Source organism: Pseudomonas sp. BE134 (assembly GCF_031456105.1).
GTDB lineage: Bacteria > Pseudomonadota > Gammaproteobacteria > Pseudomonadales > Pseudomonadaceae > Aquipseudomonas.
Genome location: NZ_JAVDUA010000021.1, coordinates 90,849 through 108,138, shown reverse-complemented (window position 1 = coordinate 108,138; position 17,290 = coordinate 90,849). Strand labels below are relative to the sequence as shown.

The window sequence follows — 17,290 nt, the reverse complement described above, 5'->3', positions numbered from 1 at the left end:
GCCACAGTGGTCACTCCCAACGTTTGATGTCCGCTGGTTAGTCTATCTCACGCCACTCAAACAGCCCGGACACTCACCAGCAAGGCGCGGACCACACAGGGTATTCTCCAAATTCCTTTTAGGTTGTACGATGACCGATGAGCCACCCTATTAACATAACAACAAGGAATCACCTATGAAGAACGTCAAACTGCTGGTCGGTTTTCTATGCCTCTTCAGTGGCTACGTCGCGGCCGCCCCGGCACCGGGCGAGAAAGAAGTCGCCAGCGCCGTCGACCATCTGACCCAAGCCATGCTGCACAAGAACATTCCCGAGCTTAAAGCGCTGACCGCCGAGAACCTGACCTACGGGCATTCCAGCGGCAAGGTTCAGGACAAGACCGATTTCATCGCCGATATCGAAACCGGCAAAAGTGCCTTCAAGACCCTGGAAATGCAGAACCAGACCATCAACATCTCGGGTGACACCGCGCTGGTTCGCAATCATTTCTCGGCACAAGCGCTCAAGGGCACCGAAGTGGTTCCGACCGAAATCGAGAACTTCCAGATCTGGCAAAAGAAGGGTGGCAAATGGCTGCTGGTCGGCCGTCAGGCTTTCCGCATCTAGCTTTCCATATACAAAAAAAGATCCCGCCCAAGGTCACTTGAGCGGGATTTTTCTATGTGTCAAAGCAGCGCGGTCAAGCCACCGGGATCATCGGATCCGCAGCTGCCAACGCACTGGCACGGTCGGCTGCCGGCGGGTAGATCCAGACAGTATTGATCTGGGTTTTCAGCTCTTTGCCTTCCTGCTTGACCAGTTTCACCTGACGATCCCACCCCTCGGTGTACACCGCGCCCCAGGCGCCCAGATCCAGGCACGTCACGTACTTGGGTTGGCTATAAGGCGTCGGGGCCACGCCCAGAATATGCGCCGCCACGTTGTTACCGGCGTGACGCCCCAGCGAGATGGCGTGCTGGCAGGTCATCATTGCGTAGTTGCCGATGTCATCGCAGGCCGCGTAAGCCACATCGCCCGTGGCATAGATGTCGTCCTGGCCGATGACTTTCAGATGGCTGTCCACATGCAGACGGCCCTGGCCATCACGCTCGGCAGGGATCTGCTCAGTCAGCGAACTGGCCCGCACACCGGTGGTCCAGACCACGGTTTTGGCATCAATGCGCTGACCATCATCCAAGGTCACGCCGTTTTCGTCGACGGCTACCACTGATGACTTCAATTGCCATTTCACCCCCAGTTCCGTGCTCGCTTGCGCAATCGACTGGCTGATTTCGGCGCCCATCGAAGCCCCGACCTTTTCGCCACGGTCGACGATGATCACTTCAATATCGGCATCCGCACCGAAGATAGCCCGCAGACGCGCCGGCATTTCGGTCGCCGTTTCAATCCCGGTGAAACCTCCGCCCGCCACCACGACGGTGTTGCGGGCTTTGTTGCCTGGCAGGCTGGCCAGGGATTTGAGGTGGTTTTCCAGACGCACGGCTTGTTCGATCTGGTCCACATCAAAGGCATGTTCGGCCACGCCCGGGGTGTTCGGCAGGGCCAGGCGGCTGCCGGTCGCCAGAACGAGTTTGTCGTAGCTGCAGGTCTGCCGGGCGCCCGAAGCATCGATGTAGCCGACACGTTTTAGCTCCACGTCGATGGTGTCTGCGGCGCCCTTGATGAACTTCACACCCACCGCATCGAACAGCTCACCGATCGGTGCAGCCAGTTGATGCGCGTTCGGTTCGTAGAAGCGCGGACGCACGCGCAGCTCGGCCTGGGGCGCCATAACCGTGACCTCTACGCCGTTGTGATCATGCAGGTCGAACAGGCGTGTGGCACTCAATGCCGACCACATGCCGCCGAAACCTGCGCCGATGACCAGAATGTGCTGTTTCATGGTTTTAACTCCGAGGATGACCCAAGACAGAACTCGTTGCCGAGCAGACATCGGCGACTATAGTGATCCGAGTTACCGGGTGCAACATCCATTTTACAATGGTTACTATCGTCAACATTGATACCTCGGCAATCCCACAACAGCTTTACTCAACAAGGAACACCGGGCAGCTAGCCTCGCCAGCGGATCATTGCCCCCTAAACCATCGACTGTTAATATTGGCGACTCATTCAGTCGGAGATTCTGATGTCTCTTTACAGCGCAGGCGTTGAATACGGCATTCATTGCCTGATTTTTTTGGTGGGCGATTCCGGCGATAGCCGCGAGGCGAGTGTGCGCGACCTTGCCGAGCTGCAAGGTGTGCCGCTGGATTACCTGGCCAAGATTTTCACCCGGTTGGCCAAGGCAAAACTGGTGATCGCCACCGAAGGCGTGCGCGGCGGGTTCAAACTGGCGCGGCCGGCGGACGAAATCAGTGTGCTGGATATCGTCAACGCCATTGATGGCCAGAAACTGATCTTTGATTGCCGCGAAATTCGCGGGCGCTGTGCAGTGTTCGACGGCGCCCCACCGGCGTGGGCCCTCGACGGTCCTTGCGCGGTGCACGCCGTCATGATGACCGCGCAAAAACGCATGGAAGATGCGCTCGCGCAGCAGACCATTCTCGATTTGGCCAGACGGGTCGGGCGCAAAGCCCCTGCCGAATTCGGTACTCGCTTGAACACCTGGATGAATGACCGGCGGGAAAAGAAAACCGCCAGCAGTGCGCCGATTGAGGACGAGCAGATCATCCCGACGAAGGAAATCCCGGACTGACGATTCAGCTATGGGCAAACCGGATTAGAGCGCTCTATGATTGAACCCCATGACCACCTCCGCTCCGATCCGCTCACCCTGCCCGCCCGGCGCCTGCATCTGCGGGCGTGACCCGTTGCTGGAAACACCGGGGGCGGACGTGCGCATCCTGTTCCTGACCCGTCAGGAAGAAAAACGTCTGCTCGACCGACTGGAAAATCTTCAGAGCCTGGCCGACCTCGAACGCCTGCAACAACGGATGCATGAGCAATTGGGCATCCGCGTCGAGATCGTCCCCAGCTTCAACGAAGTGCGCACCATGCGCGGCATCGGCATCACCCTCGCCGAGCAGCCCGGGCTGTGCCGCAAAACCCGCCAGTCGATCCCGGCCGCCATTCGCCGCAGTCTGGAAAAGCGCCCCGAAATCGCCTACGACATCCTCAACGCCAACGACCTGTTGCGGGATGCCTGACAAGGGGGATTGTCGGAACACCGCACCGTCCGCCAAGGCTGCACAGCGGCCCAAAAAAGGCACCGCTGCACAATTCTGCGTCAGTCACTCACGCATTAAGCTGGCATATCGATTTGATCCAGAACCCGGTTCGCGGTGAGCTCCGCCACCATGATGCTGTTGGAAATTCCCAGCAACGCATAGCGCGCCTCACCGTCCAGGTGATCCACCAACTGATGGACCATCAGCATGGGAATGCCCGACTGACAGGAGCTTATGCACCTTACTTATAACCCCGGGCGACTAAACCCGACCACTGCTGGGCAGTGGCAGGGAAACGATAGAGGCCAGGCCCAGGGCGCACAAGCCGGCAGATTCTGGCGTAACGGTAGGCGTAGCAGCTGGCGAAGCCTGCGTTCGGCTGCGCAGCAGTCGTGAAACAGGAGTTTGCGGTCTACCTGAAACACCGCATCGCCTGATTTCACGACTGCTGCGCAGTCGAACGCAGGCTTCGCCAGCTGCTACAAAGTGCGGTTTGGCTTAACTGACTGGCATTAGGGCAAGCCCCCTCACCACAAAGCTACCTCGTCCATGCCAATCAAATGTCCGAGCGAGGCTGATCATGGCGGCGTCACCACGGTGTAATACACCCCGTTGGCGCCATAGGCAGGTTGCAACCAGGAATTGCCGCATTGGTAATACGTGCTCTGGGCAAAAGTCTGCAAGTTACAGCCGGGAGGCAGGCTGGCGTAGGTCTGGCCCAAGGGCATGCTCGGCGGTCCTGAAGCAACCATCCCGGCGTTATAGCCAGCGCTGAAATCGTCGGCGTCGGCATTCTCGTCGACCATCGACCCGACAGCCGAGCCCACCGCCACGCCCGTCGCGGCTGCAGCGACCGGATTGACACCGCCACAGTAATAACAGCCGCCGCTGGCGATCACAGCGGCGGGGGGATGGTAGTAGGCGGTCCCGTAGGGAACTGACTGGTAAGCGCCCCCGCCATAAGCGGGTCCCCGGTAGGCTGTCGTGCCATAACCGTCCCCGTGGTAGCCATAAGCGTTGGCGCCATCCTCTCCTTGTGCATGCCAGGCACCGTCCTCGCCGGACGCCGTTCCGCCCTCGGCACCCGAGCCTTGCCAGGAGCCGCCGCCACCAGAAGCCGAACCACCGCGATAGCTTGAACCGCTCCAGCTGCCGTCACCACCGGAGGCCGAGCCGCCACGATTGGTTTCGCCACTCCAACTGCCATCGCCGCCCGAAGCCGAACCGAATTCGCCGGAACGACTCCATGAACCGCCACCACCGTATGAACGCCCAAAACCGCCAGCGTGCGACCAGGCTGCCGCCTCGTTACACATCAGCGTGGCGATTAACAGGCCCGCGAACTTCAAGGTGGATCTGTTCATGATTCAACCTCCTCGTTCAGGGTTGGGTGACCGGTTCTTTAGCGCCTTGCGGGGCGCGAAGGACGGGCGGCGGGACAAACTTGATCCGGTGCGCCGACTCGATCCCGTCGGGTTTGAAAAACGCCGCAGGCATCGTAGAACTGAGCTTCCAGTCACTGAAATCGATCTGATGGCGGGATCGGGTCGGGTCATCGAGAAACACTGCGCGCAACCGGCGCGGGAGCTTGTCCTCGGTTCCGATCCAGGCTTGGACGAACACGGTGTCGCTGGTGTAAGCAATCACATCGGTGGTGGTATCACCGACCACTGTGGACTGGCCGATATAGAACGCCACACGCATGTCCCTGGACAAATCTTTATAAGGATCAGCGACGATAACGTCGGTAAACGGAAAATAGATGGCCGCACGCAGGTACGCGGCCTCCAGCATCGCATCGATGGTGGGAGGCCCGTCGACTTGGGCAAGCAGGTTGTCTTTGCGCTGGAAGGCATAGGCTTGCTTGCCGTCGTAATAAAACTCGGTGGCCGGACCATCGCCTGAAGTCATGACACGCAGCTGATTCGGGCGCTGCTCGGTGACCAGCGCCACCGAGCTATAGGCCAGGGGCGGCCCCAGCCGGCTGGGCTTTTCGTAGGTGGTAACGGCTTTGAAACTCAGACCCTGTGTGCCGGTCAAGCGAGCGCTCATGGCCTTCAGAATGTCCAGCGCCTTGGGCTCCAATTGCGCCGCCGGCGCAGCGACCGCAGGTGTCTGGGCCGCGTGCAACGGGGTGACAACCATCAACATGCTGACCATGAGCAGGCGGACATACTGCTGGAGGGTAGGCATCTTTTGTTCTCCGCAGTGAGTGGACCATCTGGACTATCAGCAAAGCTCAATTTGCTGCCATTCGCCATCCAATCGAAAAAATAACCCCTCAAATCCGGGCAAAAAAAGTCAACGCGTCACGCTTTGGCTGGATATTTCAGCATTGCTACCTACGCTCTCTTGCAGAGGTATTTGTAACTCGAAGCGAGTGGGCGATGCCCGGCTGTTTCATCACCGAAACATTCGACTTTATCCCTGGAGCACACACACCATGAACTTGTCCCGAAACCTGCTGATCGGCACCGCATTAGCCGCAATCCTGCTCGGCGGTTGTACCTCGAAAGTCACCGAGACGACGCAGTACTCCGGGTTCCTGTCGAGCTACAGCGACCTCAAGGAAGTCGAAACGCCCAGCGGTGGCACGGCGATGCGCTGGGTGAGCCCCTCGTTTGACCGCAATGCGTATACCACCGTGGCGTTCAATACGCTGGAGTTCTACCCCGCGCCAAAACCCAACGAGCGGGTCAATAAGCAGACGTTGCTCGACTTGCAGAGCTACATGACCAGCACGGCCAAAAGCGTGCTGGGCCAGAAATACCGGATAGTGCCTAGCGTTGCCGCAGCACCGGCCGGAGCAAGAACCTTGGTCCTGCGCGCGGCAATCACCGGGGTCACTGCCTCGAACGAAGGCATGAAGTGGTATGAAGTGGTGCCGATTGCGGCCGTTGTCGGCGCGACGCAGGCTGCCACCGGTCACCGGGATCAGAACACTAACCTGTTCATCGAAGCCGAGCTCATCGACGCTGGGACCAATCAGACCGTGGTCAAAGTCGTGCGCAAGGTATTCGGCACCCCGCTGGAGAACGACAAGGAGGCAATCACCGCCCAGGACTTCAAAGCCGCGATCGACAAACTGAATGCCGATATATGGGCGTTTATCCGCAGTTGAACCCTGTTTCAACCGCCAGAAAAAGTTGGCGGTTGAATTAACCTGAAGCAGAGGTCATTTGCCATGCAACCGCTTTCATTTCGTCCGTTTTCAAGGGTGCACAGAACATTATTTTTCACAGCGCTCATCACCGGTCTACTGGCGTTAAGCGGCTGCGCAACGGTGGACGCGCAGACAACCGCGTATGTCGGGGTCCCGCAGTACCCTGCGACTATTCCAGCCGAAGTCCAGATATTACGCACAGAACCGACGCGCCCCTTCGTCCGACTGGGTGAAATTCTGGTTGATGCCAGTATCGAACCGGCACCCCCAATGGCCGAGATCGAACTGAAACTGCAAGACGAAGGCGCCAAACTTGGCGCAGACGCGGTCGTCGTGGTTTACGACCAGATTGCGACTGTCGGGGCCTATGTGTCCGGCCCGCTATGGGCCCGTGACGTCAATACGATCCAAGGGCGCAAGCTCAAAGCCATTGCCATCAAATTCAAATAATCGACTATCGATAAAGAGGTACACCGCATGAAAGCAATACTGTCCTGGATGACCCTTACGTTGACGGCTGTGTTAATCAGTGCCTGCTCTGCCGTCGGATCAACCGATGGCGGAGCCGGTGAGATCGAGGTTCGATCAGGGAAGATCGAGCAGATAACGCTGACACAGATGCAGACCAATCACGACAGCGGTGTCGGTGCCGTGCTCGGCGGTCTTGGCGGACTGGGTATCGGCAGCCTGATCGGTCATGGCACCGGGCGCGATGTCGCCATGGTTGCCGGGGCGCTCGCCGGTGCTGCCGGCGGAAACTATGTAGAGAAGAAAAAGTATGACCAACCGGTAGCAGCGCAGCAGATTATCGTGCGGGTCACCAGTGGCGTGCTGGTATCGGTGACTCAGCCGATCAATCCGAACTTGAGTAAAGGCATGAAGGTGTACATCGAAGGCCAAGGCAATGATGCCCGGGTGGTAGCGCAAGGCGGTTAAGGTCACGAGACCGACTTGAGCGGGCTAGGGCTTATCGTGGAAATAAAAACGTAATCGCCGCACGAAATCCCCAGCCGCGCGCCCCGTCCTCGGGACTGTCGGCCCAATAGCGTGGCCCGGCCTGAAGGGTCAGCGGCTGGCCCCCCAGCTTGAGCAGTTGAGTCACCGTGGCATTGATGGGGACCGACCATTCCTTGGTTTGCCAGTTGTAGGTCGACTCGGTATTCACACCAAACGTGGTGTAGGTGTGAGTGGTGTACGACCAAAACGGCTGCAAAAACGTCTGATTGACCTTTTCCGCATTCGGCTGCTCGCCGCTCAGGCTCCAGATCTGATTGGCCAGAATGCCTCGCGTCCATCCGTGTGATTGTTTCAGCGCCACGATGGTCGGCCCTGCCCCCCACTGCCGACTGCTCAGCAACCTGTCACTGCCCGTGGGAATCAGCAACACCGGCCCACCACCCAGAATCCAGCCACTTTCCGTCGGGTCCTTGGGCGAGAAGAAAAAACTTTGAGTCACATCACCCACACCGGACTTGTCCGCCACGCCGCCCGGAGCCAGGCCATGCTGGTCAATGATCGGCAGGATCGTGCGGGAGATCAGGTTCCAGTGCTCATTCAATTCGAAAGGCAACACCGGCTGCACGTTGGTCACGCTTTGCATGCCCTCACCTGTCGGCCCCATCTTCTGATTCCAGTTGTACTGGATCGGCAAGCTGTACAAGTCCGCGATCGGGTTCAGGGATTTTTTGGCCAGCTCCGCGGAATCATCAGCGTGAACACTCAACACCCCGAAGAACAGGGCACAAGGCAACAAGTATTGCTCAGGTCGTTGGCTAGGCATGATTAAACACCCTGATAGTTTGGGTATCAGCAAAGCGCAGTTTCATGGCACTCGCCATTCAATCGCTAAACAAATTGAAGTTTTAGGCGTGTTTCGCCTCTTTTAAGCGAGCGGCGTCTGGAATTTTCACAATACCTACCTAATCTCATCGTGGGGGGATCCCGCATTTCAGGCGTTACCTGAGGGCTTTCTTTAAGCGTACCTATAGCCGTACACAGGGTCTCGATCATGAATCGGAAAAAGATATTCTCCACACTCGCAATACCTATGCTGATGTCCGCAATGTTAGTCCCCGCCATGACACATGCCGCCGATAAGCCGCCCAACATCCTGGTGATCATGGGCGATGACATTGGCTGGTCCAACATCGGTGTCTACAACCAGGGCATGATGTCCGGTCGCACCCCTCATCTCGACCAGCTCGCCAATGAGGGCATGCGCTTTACCGATTATTACGCCGAGGCCAGTTGTACGGCCGGACGCGCCAACTTCATTACCGGTGAACTGCCGATCCGCACGGGCATGACCACCGTCGGCCAGGCCGGCTCGCCCATCGGCATTCCTGCCGAAGCCGTGACCATCGCCACCACCCTGAAATCCATGGGTTATGCCACCGGCCAGTTCGGCAAGAACCACCTGGGCGACTTGAACGAATTCCTGCCCACCGTCCACGGCTTCGATGAGTTCTTCGGTTACCTCTATCACCTGGACGCCATGGAAGACCCAGCGCACCCCAACTATCCGAAGGACCTGCTGGACAAGGTCGGTCCGCGCAACATGGTCCACAGCTGGGCCACCACCACCGATGACACCACCGTCATGCCGCGCTGGGGCAAGGTCGGCAAACAGAAAATCGAAGACGCCGGCACGCTGTATCCAGAGCGGATGAAAACCGTCGACGACGAAATTCGCGACAAGACCTTCACCTTCATCGACAAGGCCAAACAGGACAACAAACCGTTTTTCGTCTGGTTGAACCCGACCCGTATGCACATCGTCACCCACCTGTCCGACAAGTACGAGGCCATGCGTAATTCGGAAAACGGCTGGTCGGAACAGGAAGCCGGGATGGCACAGCTTGATGACGTCGTCGGCGATGTCATGGCCAAGCTGAAAAAGGATGGCATGGATGACAACACCATCGTGATTTTCACCACCGACAATGGCGCGGAAAACTTCACCTGGCCAGACGGCGGCACCACCCCGTTTGCCATGGGTAAAGGCACCATTATGGAAGGTGGTTTCCGGGTACCGGCGATCATTCGCTGGCCGGGCAAAGTGCCGGCTAACACGATTGGCAACGGCATCATTTCCGGCCTGGACTGGTTCCCGACCCTGGTCGCTGCGGCGGGTAACCCGAACATCACCCCGGAACTGCTCAAGGGCAAACAACTGGGCGATACCACCTACAAGGTGCACCTCGATGGCTACGACCAGACACCGATGATCACCGGAAAAGGTCCGTCGAACCGGCATGAAATCTTCTACTTTGGAGAAAGTACGCTGGGTGCGGTACGCATTGATGATTACAAGTATCGTTTCATTGACCAGCCCGGTGGGTGGCTGGGAGCTAAAGTGGCTGTGGATGTACCGTTCCTGACCAACCTTCGTCTTGACCCTTTCGAACGCATGGGTTGGCCGGAGAATCAGTCAGCACAGGGCTCGCAACAGTACTTCGACTGGTTCAAGTTCCAGTTCTGGCGTTTCGTATTCGTCCAGCAGCAGGTGGCTAAACTGGCTGAAACCGCAATTGAGTTCCCGCCCATGCAGAAAGGCGCAAGTTTTAACCTCGATTCGGTCAAGGCCAAGATCGAGGCAGCCCGAGCGGCGATGGCCAAGTAAGCAACCCAATCCACGGGTGGCCGACTGGGCCACCCGTTTTTGAATGGACATTTGGTGAGGTCAATCCATGCAGACAAAAACAGTTGCCTTGCCCACATTCACGCTCCTTGCCCTGTGCTGCCAACAAGCCTGGGCCGGCGGCATCATGCTTTACGAAATCGGCACGGATAACGTCGGCCTGGCCAACGCCGGTGCCGCCGCCCGCGCTCAAGGCCCCTCGACCATCGCCTACAACCCGGCGGGCATGAGTTACTTGCCGGGCACGCAAATCACCGGCGGTTTGCAAGCGCTCTACGGTGACGTTTCCTTTGATCGCGATTCCGGCACCAACACCGCTGGCAGCGGCAGTGGCAACGCCCTCGATCCGATTCCCGGCGGCAGCTTTTTTGTCACCCATGAGCTGGACGATCACTGGAACGTCGGTTTCGGCACCTACGGAGACTTCGGGCTTGCCATCAATTACGACAACGATTGGTCAGGGCGTTATTTTGTGCAGAACGCCAGCATTGTCGGATTGTCCATGGTGCCCAGTGTGTCTTACCGCTTCAACGAGCAATGGTCGGTAGGCGTGGGCGTCAAGGCCATGTATGGCGAGTTGAAGGCGCAAACCGCGATTGACCGTAGCCCTTTCGGTTTCACCGATCGCACGGACGGCCAGTACAAGTACCGCGATGGCACCTGGGGCTATGGCGCCAATGTGGGGGTGATCTTCGCTCCGCAGACCGGCACGCGTATTGGTCTGACCTACACCAGCCAGGTCGATCTGGACTTCGAAGACCGGCTGGATGTGAAAGGCGACGGCCGGTTGCTGGAGCGCATCAACAACACTCAAACCGACCTCGACGTTAAAGTGCCGCAAACCGTCACCCTCAGCCTGTTCCAGCAAATGGACTCGCAATTGGCATTGTTGGCCTCGGTGAACTGGCAGGACTGGTCGAAGTTCGGCGACATCGGCGTACAGGTCGATACCACGGCGTTTGGATCGCAGTCGACAACGGTCGACGCCCATTTCAAGGACACCTGGCACCTCTCACTGGGTGCGCAATACCAGGCCACCAAGCAATGGTTGTGGAACGTCGGCGTGGCGTACGATAGCAGCGCCGTGTCGGACAGCAACCGCAACGTGATCCTGCCGATGAACGAAACCTGGCGTCTTGGCACGGGAGCCACCTATGCTCTTGACAAGGACACCGACGTTAACGTCAGCTGGGCGCTGATTTGGCTCGGTGACATGCCAGACCAGCAGACCAAGACCGTTTCGGGGAATCAGATTTCCGGTCAATTTGATAGCGCATGGATTCAAGCGCTGACAGGGAATATGACTTGGCGTTTTTGATGCATAGCAAAAAAAAAAACATAATTTAAACCATGGAGTAAACAACACTATGATTCTGTCCCGAAGGTTGGTTATCGGTGCTGCATTGACCGGCGTGCTGTTGAGTGGTTGCACCTCGAAAGTCACGGAGACGACGCAATACTCCGGTTTCCTGTCTAGCTACAACAACTTGAAGGAAGTCGAAACACCTAGCGGTGGTACCGCGATGCGTTGGGTGAGCCCATCGTGGAACCCGAACGCGTATAACACCGCAGTGTTCAACAAACTGGATTTCTATCCGGCGCCTAAACCCAATGAACGGGTCAACAAGCAGACGCTGGCCGATATTCAGAACTACATGAGCACCAAGGCCAGGGCCACACTGGGCACGAAATACCAGGTGGTCAGCGCCCCGTCAGCCGTTCCGGCCGGTTCCAGAACCTTGATCCTGCGCGCGGCAATCACTGGGGTCAGCGCCTCGAACGAAGGCATGAAGTGGTATGAAGTGGTGCCGATTGCGGCCGTCGTCGGGGCGACTCAGGCAGCCACCGGCCACCGCGATCAGAACACCGAGCTGTTTATCGAAGCGGAATTCGTCGACGCCCAAAACAACCAGACCGTGGCCCGAGTAGTGCGCAAGGTGTTTGGCTCGACCCTGGAAAACGAAAGCCAGAATGTCACGGCGCAAGATTTCAAAACCGCCATCGACAAACTGAACTCTGACCTCCTGCAATTCATCAAGTAACTGCTTTCAAGTAATAAAGAGGTCCGACCAGCGCCCCGTGAAAGGGGCGTTGGCGCTTTCACCTCCGATCACTTTTTCATCCCCACCCGCCGTCGCATCTCGGCCGTAATGGTCTGCCGGGTTTTCTTCAGGTCCGCCCAAGGCTCATCCCCCACCTCGGCCAGGCGTTCATGCACGGTGTGCACGTTCCATTGATTGCCGCCCTTGAGCTCGGCGACCTCCTCGCGAAAGATCGGCACCGACACCGGCAGCCCTTCACGGGTGCGTACGGCGTAGGCGCAAATGGTGGTCGCGCCCAGACCGTTGCGCAGGTAATCGATGAAAATCCGCCCTACCCGATTCTTCGGTCCCGACACTGCGGAAAAACGCTCCGGCAACAACTTGGCCATGTGGCTGACAATCGCATGGCTGAAGTCTTTTACTTCGTCCCAGCCGAGCTTGCGGGTTAACGGCACGACCAGGTGAATGCCTTTGCCGCCACTGGTTTTAAGAAATGCCTTGAGCCCCAGTTCATCGAGCACCGACAGCGTCAGTTGAGTGGCTTCGACCATGCTCTTCCAGGGCAGCGCCGGGTCCGGGTCGAGGTCGAGCACAAAGCGGTCGGGCCGGTCGAGGTTGTCCGCGGTGGCATTCCAGGTGTGCAGTTCCACCGTGCTCATCTGTACGGCGCCAATTAGCGCTTCGGCGTTGTTGATGATCATCACCGGTTGGCCGGTCAGTTCCTTGTCCAGCGTGGTGATGCCGGGGATGGCCAGGCGCTCGGCGTTTTTCTGGAAAAACAGTTCACCGGCGATGCCGTCCGGCGCGCGCACCAACGCCACGGGCCGGTCCTTGAGCTCGGGCAAAATCCACTCGGCAACGCGGGCATAATACTCGGCCAGTTGCATTTTGGTGGTGCCGCTGGAGGCGTCGATAATCCGGTCTGGGTGGGTGATGCGCACCTTGCCTTCGTCCAGGCCGATCTGCGACGGCGCGGGTGGGTCTGTTTTCTTTTTCGCCGCAGCGGACGTTTTTTTCTCTGGAGTCTTCACCACTTTCGGCTGCTCCTCTGTGATGTTATCGGCGGACTTGTCATCGCGCAGGCCATGGAATACCGCATGGCGAACCGAGCCTTCCTTGGTCATTTCAGCGAACGCCACTTCCGCCAACAGTACGGGCTTTAACCAGTGCACACCCTTGGCCTCGAAACCGGTGGGTGGATTGACCACAGCCGACTTTTTCACCTTCAACGGTTTCATCTGTTCGTAGATGCGCTTGAGGGTTGTCTCGTTGAACCCGGTGCCGACCTTGCCGGCGTAACGCAACTCCCCGCTGTCACGGTCATGCAAGCCGAGCAGCAAGGCACCGAAGGCATTGCGCGAACCTTTCGGGTCGGTATAGCCGACCACCACAAATTCCTGGCGGTGTTTGCACTTGAGCTTGATCCAGTCGCTACTGCGCCGAGATACGTACGGCGAGCCCAGACGCTTGCCGATCAGCCCTTCCATCTGCATCTGGCAGGCACTGTTGAGCAAGGCTTCCGGCGCTTCGTCGAACGAGTCCGAGAAGCGCAACAACGGGTCTTGATTGAGTTTGAGCACGGTGGACAACGCCACCCTGCGCTCCTCGACCGGCACCTCGCGCAGGTCCACACCATTGAGGTAAGGCAGGTCGAACAGGTAATACAGGATGTTGGCGCTGGCACCGGCGTCGAAGGCATTTTGCAGGGCCTGAAAGTCCGGCACACCCTGCTCGTCGGCCACCACCATTTCACCGTCGAGCCAGGCCGATTCGAGGTTCAGTGCCGCTAACGCCCGGGCTTGCCTTGGCAATTTGTGGGTCCAGTCGTGGCCGTTACGAGTGAAGAGCTTGATGTCACCGTGATCGATGCGGGCCATGATCCGGTAGCCGTCGAACTTGATCTCGTAGCTCCACTGGCCCTCCGGGGCCTTTTCCACCAGCGTGGCCAGTTCGGGTTTGAGCTGGTCCGGCAGTTTGGCTTTGTGGGCACCGGTCAGCGGCGCAGACGGCGCCTTGGCAGCGGCTTTAGCGGGCTTTTTGACGGGTTTGGGTTTAGCCGCTGTTTTTGCGGGTTTGACGATGAGGGTCCGGTCACTCAGCACGCTGTCGGGCTCGGCAGCGACCACGTCGTAATCGCTCTCGGGCTTGGCCGCGCTGTCCTGATGCTTGATCAAAAACCATTGTTCCTGCTTGCCCGGCATATGCGTGCGCACCAGGTTCCACAGCCCGCCGAGCTTCTCGCCTTGCAGTTCGAACTTGAGCTTGCCCTTGGCGTAGGCCTTGGCCGGATCCTCCTGGGGAATCCACACGCCACGGTCCCAGACAATCACATCACCCGCCCCGTAATGCCCTTCGGGAATGTTGCCTTCGAAGGTCGCGTAGTCCAGCGGATGATCTTCGACGTGGACCGCCAGGCGCTTGACCTTGGGGTCGAGCGAAGGGCCTTTGGGCACCGCCCAGCTTTTCAGCGCGCCATCGAGTTCCAGGCGAAAATCGTAGTGCAGGCGTGAAGCGTCGTGCTTCTGAATGCAAAACTGCAACGCATGGTCTTTCGCATTTTTCTTTGCGGGGCGTTTGCTCGCGGCGGGTTCAGAGGTCGCCGAGAAGTCACGCATGCGGTTGTAGTCGTCGAGGGTCTTGTTCATGGCGCACCCGCCGACGCAACGATCCCCCCGATACCGGGGCCGACCCGCGTGACGATCAGCGCCACCACTGCAATCCGTTCCACCCGTTGATAACCGGGGGTCAGCAGTTCTTCGCCGAACACGTCGGGATCGAGCTCACGGTAAGTCCAGCCGAACATCGGCGACTCCAGGCGCGGGGTCAGTGCTTGCAGAAACGGATCATGGCCATCGATCATTGCCACTCCGGTGTACAGCACCAGCGAACCGCCGGGTGCCAGCCGGTTCAAGGCTTGCTCGACAATGCGCAGCGACAGTTGCGCACCGAACGCCCCGCCGCCATGGCGATAGGCGCGCTCGGCCGGGTCGGCCATGTAGGGTGGATTGGCAACGATCAGGTCGAAGTGACCGTCGACGCCCTGCAATACATCGCTGGCTTCGGTGCTGACATTGGCCACCTCGGCGAGCGCGGCATTGATGGCCGTCAGGCGCAGCGCCGCCGGGTTGATGTCGACTGCCAGAACCTGGGCTTCACGGCGTGCACGGGCAATCACAATCGCGCCGACGCCAGCCCCACAGCCGATGTCCACGGCCCGCCGGATCGAGTTGAAATTGTGTTGCAGATGGGCATGGATCAGTTGCGCAAACCGGTACGTGTCCGGACCAAAGAATACCGAGTCAGCTGCGTCGGTTGGAAAGGCCGAATGCACAAACAACAGGTCATCCAGGCTCGACCAGCGCACCCGGCTTTTCAAGTGGCCGTTGCTTTCTTCGAGTACGCCAGCCTGTTGCAACTGCCGCTGCTCATCCGCCAACAACAGCCCCGGCTCGAACGGCCGTGACCAACCGAAGACATCGCGCAAGGTCTGGGCCTGGCGCCCCAAGGCTCGATCAAGCACTCGCTGATGCGTCAGTGGCGTTGGTGTGGTGAATCGATAGCCGTCAGCCTGCAAACGACGCCCCAATTGCAGCAACGCCAGGTCGGCAGTGTCCATGTGTTCTTCCTGATTCATGTAAGGCTCCTTAGCGAACGCTGGATTTGAGCTCGATGAATCGTCGCGTGGCCAACAGGCCGGCGGGATGGGAATGCCGATGCGCCGACAGCCACGGGATCAACACCTGCATTTGCTCGGCGGCGGTCCGGCCCTCCAGCGCCGCATGCAGGCTCTGGACATCCGGATCGCTGGCCGGCACGGCAGGTTCGACGGTGTCACCGGGGCTGCGGCGATACGCTGGCGGAGGACGCTCGGGCGTCCAGTCGCCGGCGATCCAGTCGTGCAGCAGTTGTTTTTCATAAGGGCTGAACACCCCGAACATGGCCGCGCCATCGCCCTCGATCAGCTGCCAGAAACGGCTGCCTTGCGGGTCCTGGTGACGCTTGATCCAGCCTTTGTTTTCGAGGGCAGCAAGAAAGCCCGGCAACTGCTCGGGTGCCGACAGCCACTGGTTGACGGTCTTGCCTTCAAAGCGGCAGTAGTCGGAATGCATGTGCTGGCCGAACGGACGTTTGCGCTCCAGCATGTTTAGCACTTCGTCATAGAGGTTGAACGACTCGATGATCGCCCGACTGCCCTGCCCCAGATCATTCAGCCGATACCCTTCAACGACCCGACGCAGAAATTCGTCGCGATCACCCTCCAGCGGCATTAGTTGCAACACTGCCTGCACGGCTTTGTGCGCGTGGCCGGTGCTGGCATTGTCGATGGTCACGTGCAGCGTGAAGTAATACGGATCAATGCCCAACTCACTGAGTTCATAGGCGCTGATCAGCAAGTGCAGCGGCAGTTGTTCATAGCCCAGGTTATAGCCGATCACCTCGGGTAAAAACTCATCGGTGCATGCGCCCAGCGCCAGTTGAATCGCGCCTTGCAGGTAATGCTCGTCGGCGATCACCCCGGTGTCCTGCAAGCCCAGTTCCGCCAGCAATCTGCGGTAGATCACCACATGGTTCTGCGCCGGGTTGCCGTCGCCCAACTCTTCCAGGTAGGTGCAGATCAATCCGTCGAAACGCGGATCCCGCCAGTTTGGCAGCAATCCGGACAGCCAGGCGCCGTCCACCAGTTTGGTGGGGGCAACGGCTTGCAGGAAAAACAGCGCGTGGGCCTTGTTGTTGAAAAACTGTCGCTCGCCCCCCGCTTTGCGGGCTTTGAGGTAGTCGGCGTATTGGCGAGCCACCTCGGTGGCGTGCTGTTCGACAAAGTCTTGCAGGGCCGAGAGGTCTTGCGGCAGGTCCTGGGGCAGGTTCGCCGCTTGCTGCAGTTGAGCGTGCAGAAATGTCCGGGCAATAGATGCCGCGTCGTCGCTCAACAGCAACTGCTCGTAGGTCTGCTTCAGGCTACCGGTGGCAGAAATCGCCTGCTCGTGGGCAGGCCGGGATTGGAGCTGTGTCAGGGCAGTCATGGGCGCATCTCTCGGTCTATGGCCAGTGGCAGGACGCTCAAGCAACACGTCTCTACATCAGCAGAGCGACAGGGCCGGAGAAAAATTCAATCGGCGTTGAAATTGCCCGGACAGACGGGCGCGAACAACACAACTGACCGCGTTATCGTTCTTCGCGAGCAGGCTCGCTCCCACAATGGATCTGTGTTTACAAATCTAATGTGGGAGCGAGCCTGCTCGCGAAAGCAATCTGATAGCCAACATAATTTATGTG

Annotated in this window: 16 protein-coding genes and 1 pseudogene; 9 read left to right on the top strand and 8 right to left on the bottom strand. The window is 58.8% G+C overall.

Going from position 1 to position 17,290, the window contains the following annotated elements; all coding sequences use genetic code 11:
• The first annotated feature begins 175 nt into the window (after positions 1-175).
• The gene (locus J2Y56_RS18340) at positions 176-607 is read left to right on the top strand and encodes a nuclear transport factor 2 family protein (RefSeq protein WP_007946354.1); all 432 of its coding nucleotides are present in this window, start codon (positions 176-178) and stop codon (positions 605-607) included.
• 73 nt (positions 608-680) lie between these two features.
• On the opposite strand, the gene J2Y56_RS18335 is transcribed toward J2Y56_RS18340, so the two are convergent.
• On the bottom strand, positions 681-1,883 hold the full coding sequence (locus tag J2Y56_RS18335) for an NAD(P)/FAD-dependent oxidoreductase (RefSeq protein WP_310351818.1): 1,203 nt from the start codon (positions 1,881-1,883) through the stop codon (positions 681-683).
• A 246-nt stretch (positions 1,884-2,129) separates the two neighbouring features.
• On the opposite strand from J2Y56_RS18335, the gene J2Y56_RS18330 reads away from it, so the two are divergent.
• Entirely contained in the window at positions 2,130-2,699 is a 570-nt protein-coding gene (locus J2Y56_RS18330; protein ID WP_310336290.1) for an Rrf2 family transcriptional regulator, read from the top strand.
• Between the two features lie 49 nt (positions 2,700-2,748).
• Positions 2,749-3,150, top strand: a complete 402-nt coding sequence (locus J2Y56_RS18325) for a hypothetical protein (protein ID WP_310336292.1) — start codon at positions 2,749-2,751, stop codon at positions 3,148-3,150.
• Between the two features lie 95 nt (positions 3,151-3,245).
• Here the strand turns inward: J2Y56_RS18325 and J2Y56_RS18320 are convergent.
• The 3 genes and pseudogenes from J2Y56_RS18320 to J2Y56_RS18310 all read right to left on the bottom strand — a co-directional run.
• Positions 3,246-3,377: pseudogene (locus tag J2Y56_RS18320) on the bottom strand (DUF6124 family protein); the annotation flags it as partial.
• A 372-nt stretch (positions 3,378-3,749) separates the two neighbouring features.
• Positions 3,750-4,535 carry a hypothetical protein gene (locus J2Y56_RS18315; RefSeq protein ID WP_310336294.1) on the bottom strand — a complete coding sequence of 262 codons (786 nt, stop codon included), beginning with the start codon at positions 4,533-4,535 and terminating at the stop codon, positions 3,750-3,752.
• A 16-nt stretch (positions 4,536-4,551) separates the two neighbouring features.
• Positions 4,552-5,364 (bottom strand): DUF2092 domain-containing protein, encoded by an 813-nt coding sequence (locus J2Y56_RS18310; RefSeq protein ID WP_310351813.1) that lies wholly within the window; start codon positions 5,362-5,364, stop codon positions 4,552-4,554.
• Between the two features lie 250 nt (positions 5,365-5,614).
• Here J2Y56_RS18310 and J2Y56_RS18305 point away from each other — a divergent pair, with 250 nt between their 5' ends.
• The 3 genes from J2Y56_RS18305 to J2Y56_RS18295 all read left to right on the top strand — a co-directional run bounded on the left by J2Y56_RS18305 (position 5,615) and on the right by J2Y56_RS18295 (position 7,270).
• The gene (locus J2Y56_RS18305; RefSeq protein ID WP_007946360.1) at positions 5,615-6,292 is read left to right on the top strand and encodes a DUF3313 domain-containing protein; all 678 of its coding nucleotides are present in this window, start codon (positions 5,615-5,617) and stop codon (positions 6,290-6,292) included.
• A 63-nt stretch (positions 6,293-6,355) separates the two neighbouring features.
• Positions 6,356-6,784, top strand: coding sequence for a hypothetical protein (locus J2Y56_RS18300; protein ID WP_310351807.1), 429 nt, complete (start codon positions 6,356-6,358; stop codon positions 6,782-6,784).
• Positions 6,785-6,811: 27 nt separating this feature from the next.
• On the top strand, positions 6,812-7,270 hold the full coding sequence (locus tag J2Y56_RS18295; protein WP_310351805.1) for a glycine zipper 2TM domain-containing protein: 459 nt from the start codon (positions 6,812-6,814) through the stop codon (positions 7,268-7,270).
• A 31-nt stretch (positions 7,271-7,301) separates the two neighbouring features.
• Here the strand turns inward: J2Y56_RS18295 and J2Y56_RS18290 are convergent, their stop codons facing one another.
• Positions 7,302-8,114 (bottom strand): transporter, encoded by an 813-nt coding sequence (locus J2Y56_RS18290; RefSeq protein WP_310351803.1) that lies wholly within the window; start codon positions 8,112-8,114, stop codon positions 7,302-7,304.
• A 228-nt stretch (positions 8,115-8,342) separates the two neighbouring features.
• Between J2Y56_RS18290 and J2Y56_RS18285 the strand changes: the two genes are divergently transcribed.
• The 3 genes from J2Y56_RS18285 (at position 8,343) to J2Y56_RS18275 (ending at position 12,016) form a co-directional block, all read left to right on the top strand.
• Positions 8,343-9,956: an arylsulfatase gene (locus J2Y56_RS18285; RefSeq protein ID WP_007946365.1), complete on the top strand. Its 1,614-nt coding sequence runs from the start codon at positions 8,343-8,345 to the stop codon at positions 9,954-9,956.
• A gap of 67 nt (positions 9,957-10,023) precedes the next feature.
• Entirely contained in the window at positions 10,024-11,292 is a 1,269-nt protein-coding gene (locus J2Y56_RS18280) for an outer membrane protein transport protein (protein ID WP_310351802.1), read from the top strand.
• Positions 11,293-11,341: 49 nt separating this feature from the next.
• Positions 11,342-12,016, top strand: coding sequence for a DUF3313 domain-containing protein (locus J2Y56_RS18275; RefSeq protein ID WP_310351800.1), 675 nt, complete (start codon positions 11,342-11,344; stop codon positions 12,014-12,016).
• Between the two features lie 68 nt (positions 12,017-12,084).
• Here J2Y56_RS18275 and ligD read toward each other — a convergent pair whose 3' ends face one another.
• From ligD to J2Y56_RS18260, 3 genes are read right to left on the bottom strand one after another with little or no spacing between them, the layout of a single operon-like run.
• Positions 12,085-14,661 (bottom strand): DNA ligase D, encoded by a 2,577-nt coding sequence (gene ligD, locus J2Y56_RS18270; protein WP_310351798.1) that lies wholly within the window; start codon positions 14,659-14,661, stop codon positions 12,085-12,087.
• The gene (locus tag J2Y56_RS18265) at positions 14,658-15,650 is read right to left on the bottom strand and encodes a class I SAM-dependent methyltransferase (RefSeq protein ID WP_310351794.1); all 993 of its coding nucleotides are present in this window, start codon (positions 15,648-15,650) and stop codon (positions 14,658-14,660) included. The genes ligD and J2Y56_RS18265 overlap by 4 nt, the downstream gene beginning before the upstream one ends.
• A gap of 10 nt (positions 15,651-15,660) precedes the next feature.
• A complete protein-coding gene (locus tag J2Y56_RS18260; protein ID WP_310351792.1) occupies positions 15,661-17,037 on the bottom strand; it encodes an iron-containing redox enzyme family protein in 1,377 nt (458 codons plus the stop codon).
• Positions 17,038-17,290 lie beyond the last annotated feature (253 nt).

Coding starts and splice junctions, on each gene's coding strand:
- J2Y56_RS18340 (WP_007946354.1), top strand. CDS start 176: ATGAAGAACGTCAAACTGCTGGTCGGTTTTCTATGCCTCTTCAGTGGC.
- J2Y56_RS18335 (WP_310351818.1), bottom strand. CDS start 1,883: ATGAAACAGCACATTCTGGTCATCGGCGCAGGTTTCGGCGGCATGTGG.
- J2Y56_RS18330 (WP_310336290.1), top strand. CDS start 2,130: ATGTCTCTTTACAGCGCAGGCGTTGAATACGGCATTCATTGCCTGATT.
- J2Y56_RS18325 (WP_310336292.1), top strand. CDS start 2,749: ATGACCACCTCCGCTCCGATCCGCTCACCCTGCCCGCCCGGCGCCTGC.
- J2Y56_RS18315 (WP_310336294.1), bottom strand. CDS start 4,535: ATGAACAGATCCACCTTGAAGTTCGCGGGCCTGTTAATCGCCACGCTG.
- J2Y56_RS18310 (WP_310351813.1), bottom strand. CDS start 5,364: ATGCCTACCCTCCAGCAGTATGTCCGCCTGCTCATGGTCAGCATGTTG.
- J2Y56_RS18305 (WP_007946360.1), top strand. CDS start 5,615: ATGAACTTGTCCCGAAACCTGCTGATCGGCACCGCATTAGCCGCAATC.
- J2Y56_RS18300 (WP_310351807.1), top strand. CDS start 6,356: ATGCAACCGCTTTCATTTCGTCCGTTTTCAAGGGTGCACAGAACATTA.
- J2Y56_RS18295 (WP_310351805.1), top strand. CDS start 6,812: ATGAAAGCAATACTGTCCTGGATGACCCTTACGTTGACGGCTGTGTTA.
- J2Y56_RS18290 (WP_310351803.1), bottom strand. CDS start 8,114: ATGCCTAGCCAACGACCTGAGCAATACTTGTTGCCTTGTGCCCTGTTC.
- J2Y56_RS18285 (WP_007946365.1), top strand. CDS start 8,343: ATGAATCGGAAAAAGATATTCTCCACACTCGCAATACCTATGCTGATG.
- J2Y56_RS18280 (WP_310351802.1), top strand. CDS start 10,024: ATGCAGACAAAAACAGTTGCCTTGCCCACATTCACGCTCCTTGCCCTG.
- J2Y56_RS18275 (WP_310351800.1), top strand. CDS start 11,342: ATGATTCTGTCCCGAAGGTTGGTTATCGGTGCTGCATTGACCGGCGTG.
- ligD (WP_310351798.1), bottom strand. CDS start 14,661: ATGAACAAGACCCTCGACGACTACAACCGCATGCGTGACTTCTCGGCG.
- J2Y56_RS18265 (WP_310351794.1), bottom strand. CDS start 15,650: ATGAATCAGGAAGAACACATGGACACTGCCGACCTGGCGTTGCTGCAA.
- J2Y56_RS18260 (WP_310351792.1), bottom strand. CDS start 17,037: ATGACTGCCCTGACACAGCTCCAATCCCGGCCTGCCCACGAGCAGGCG.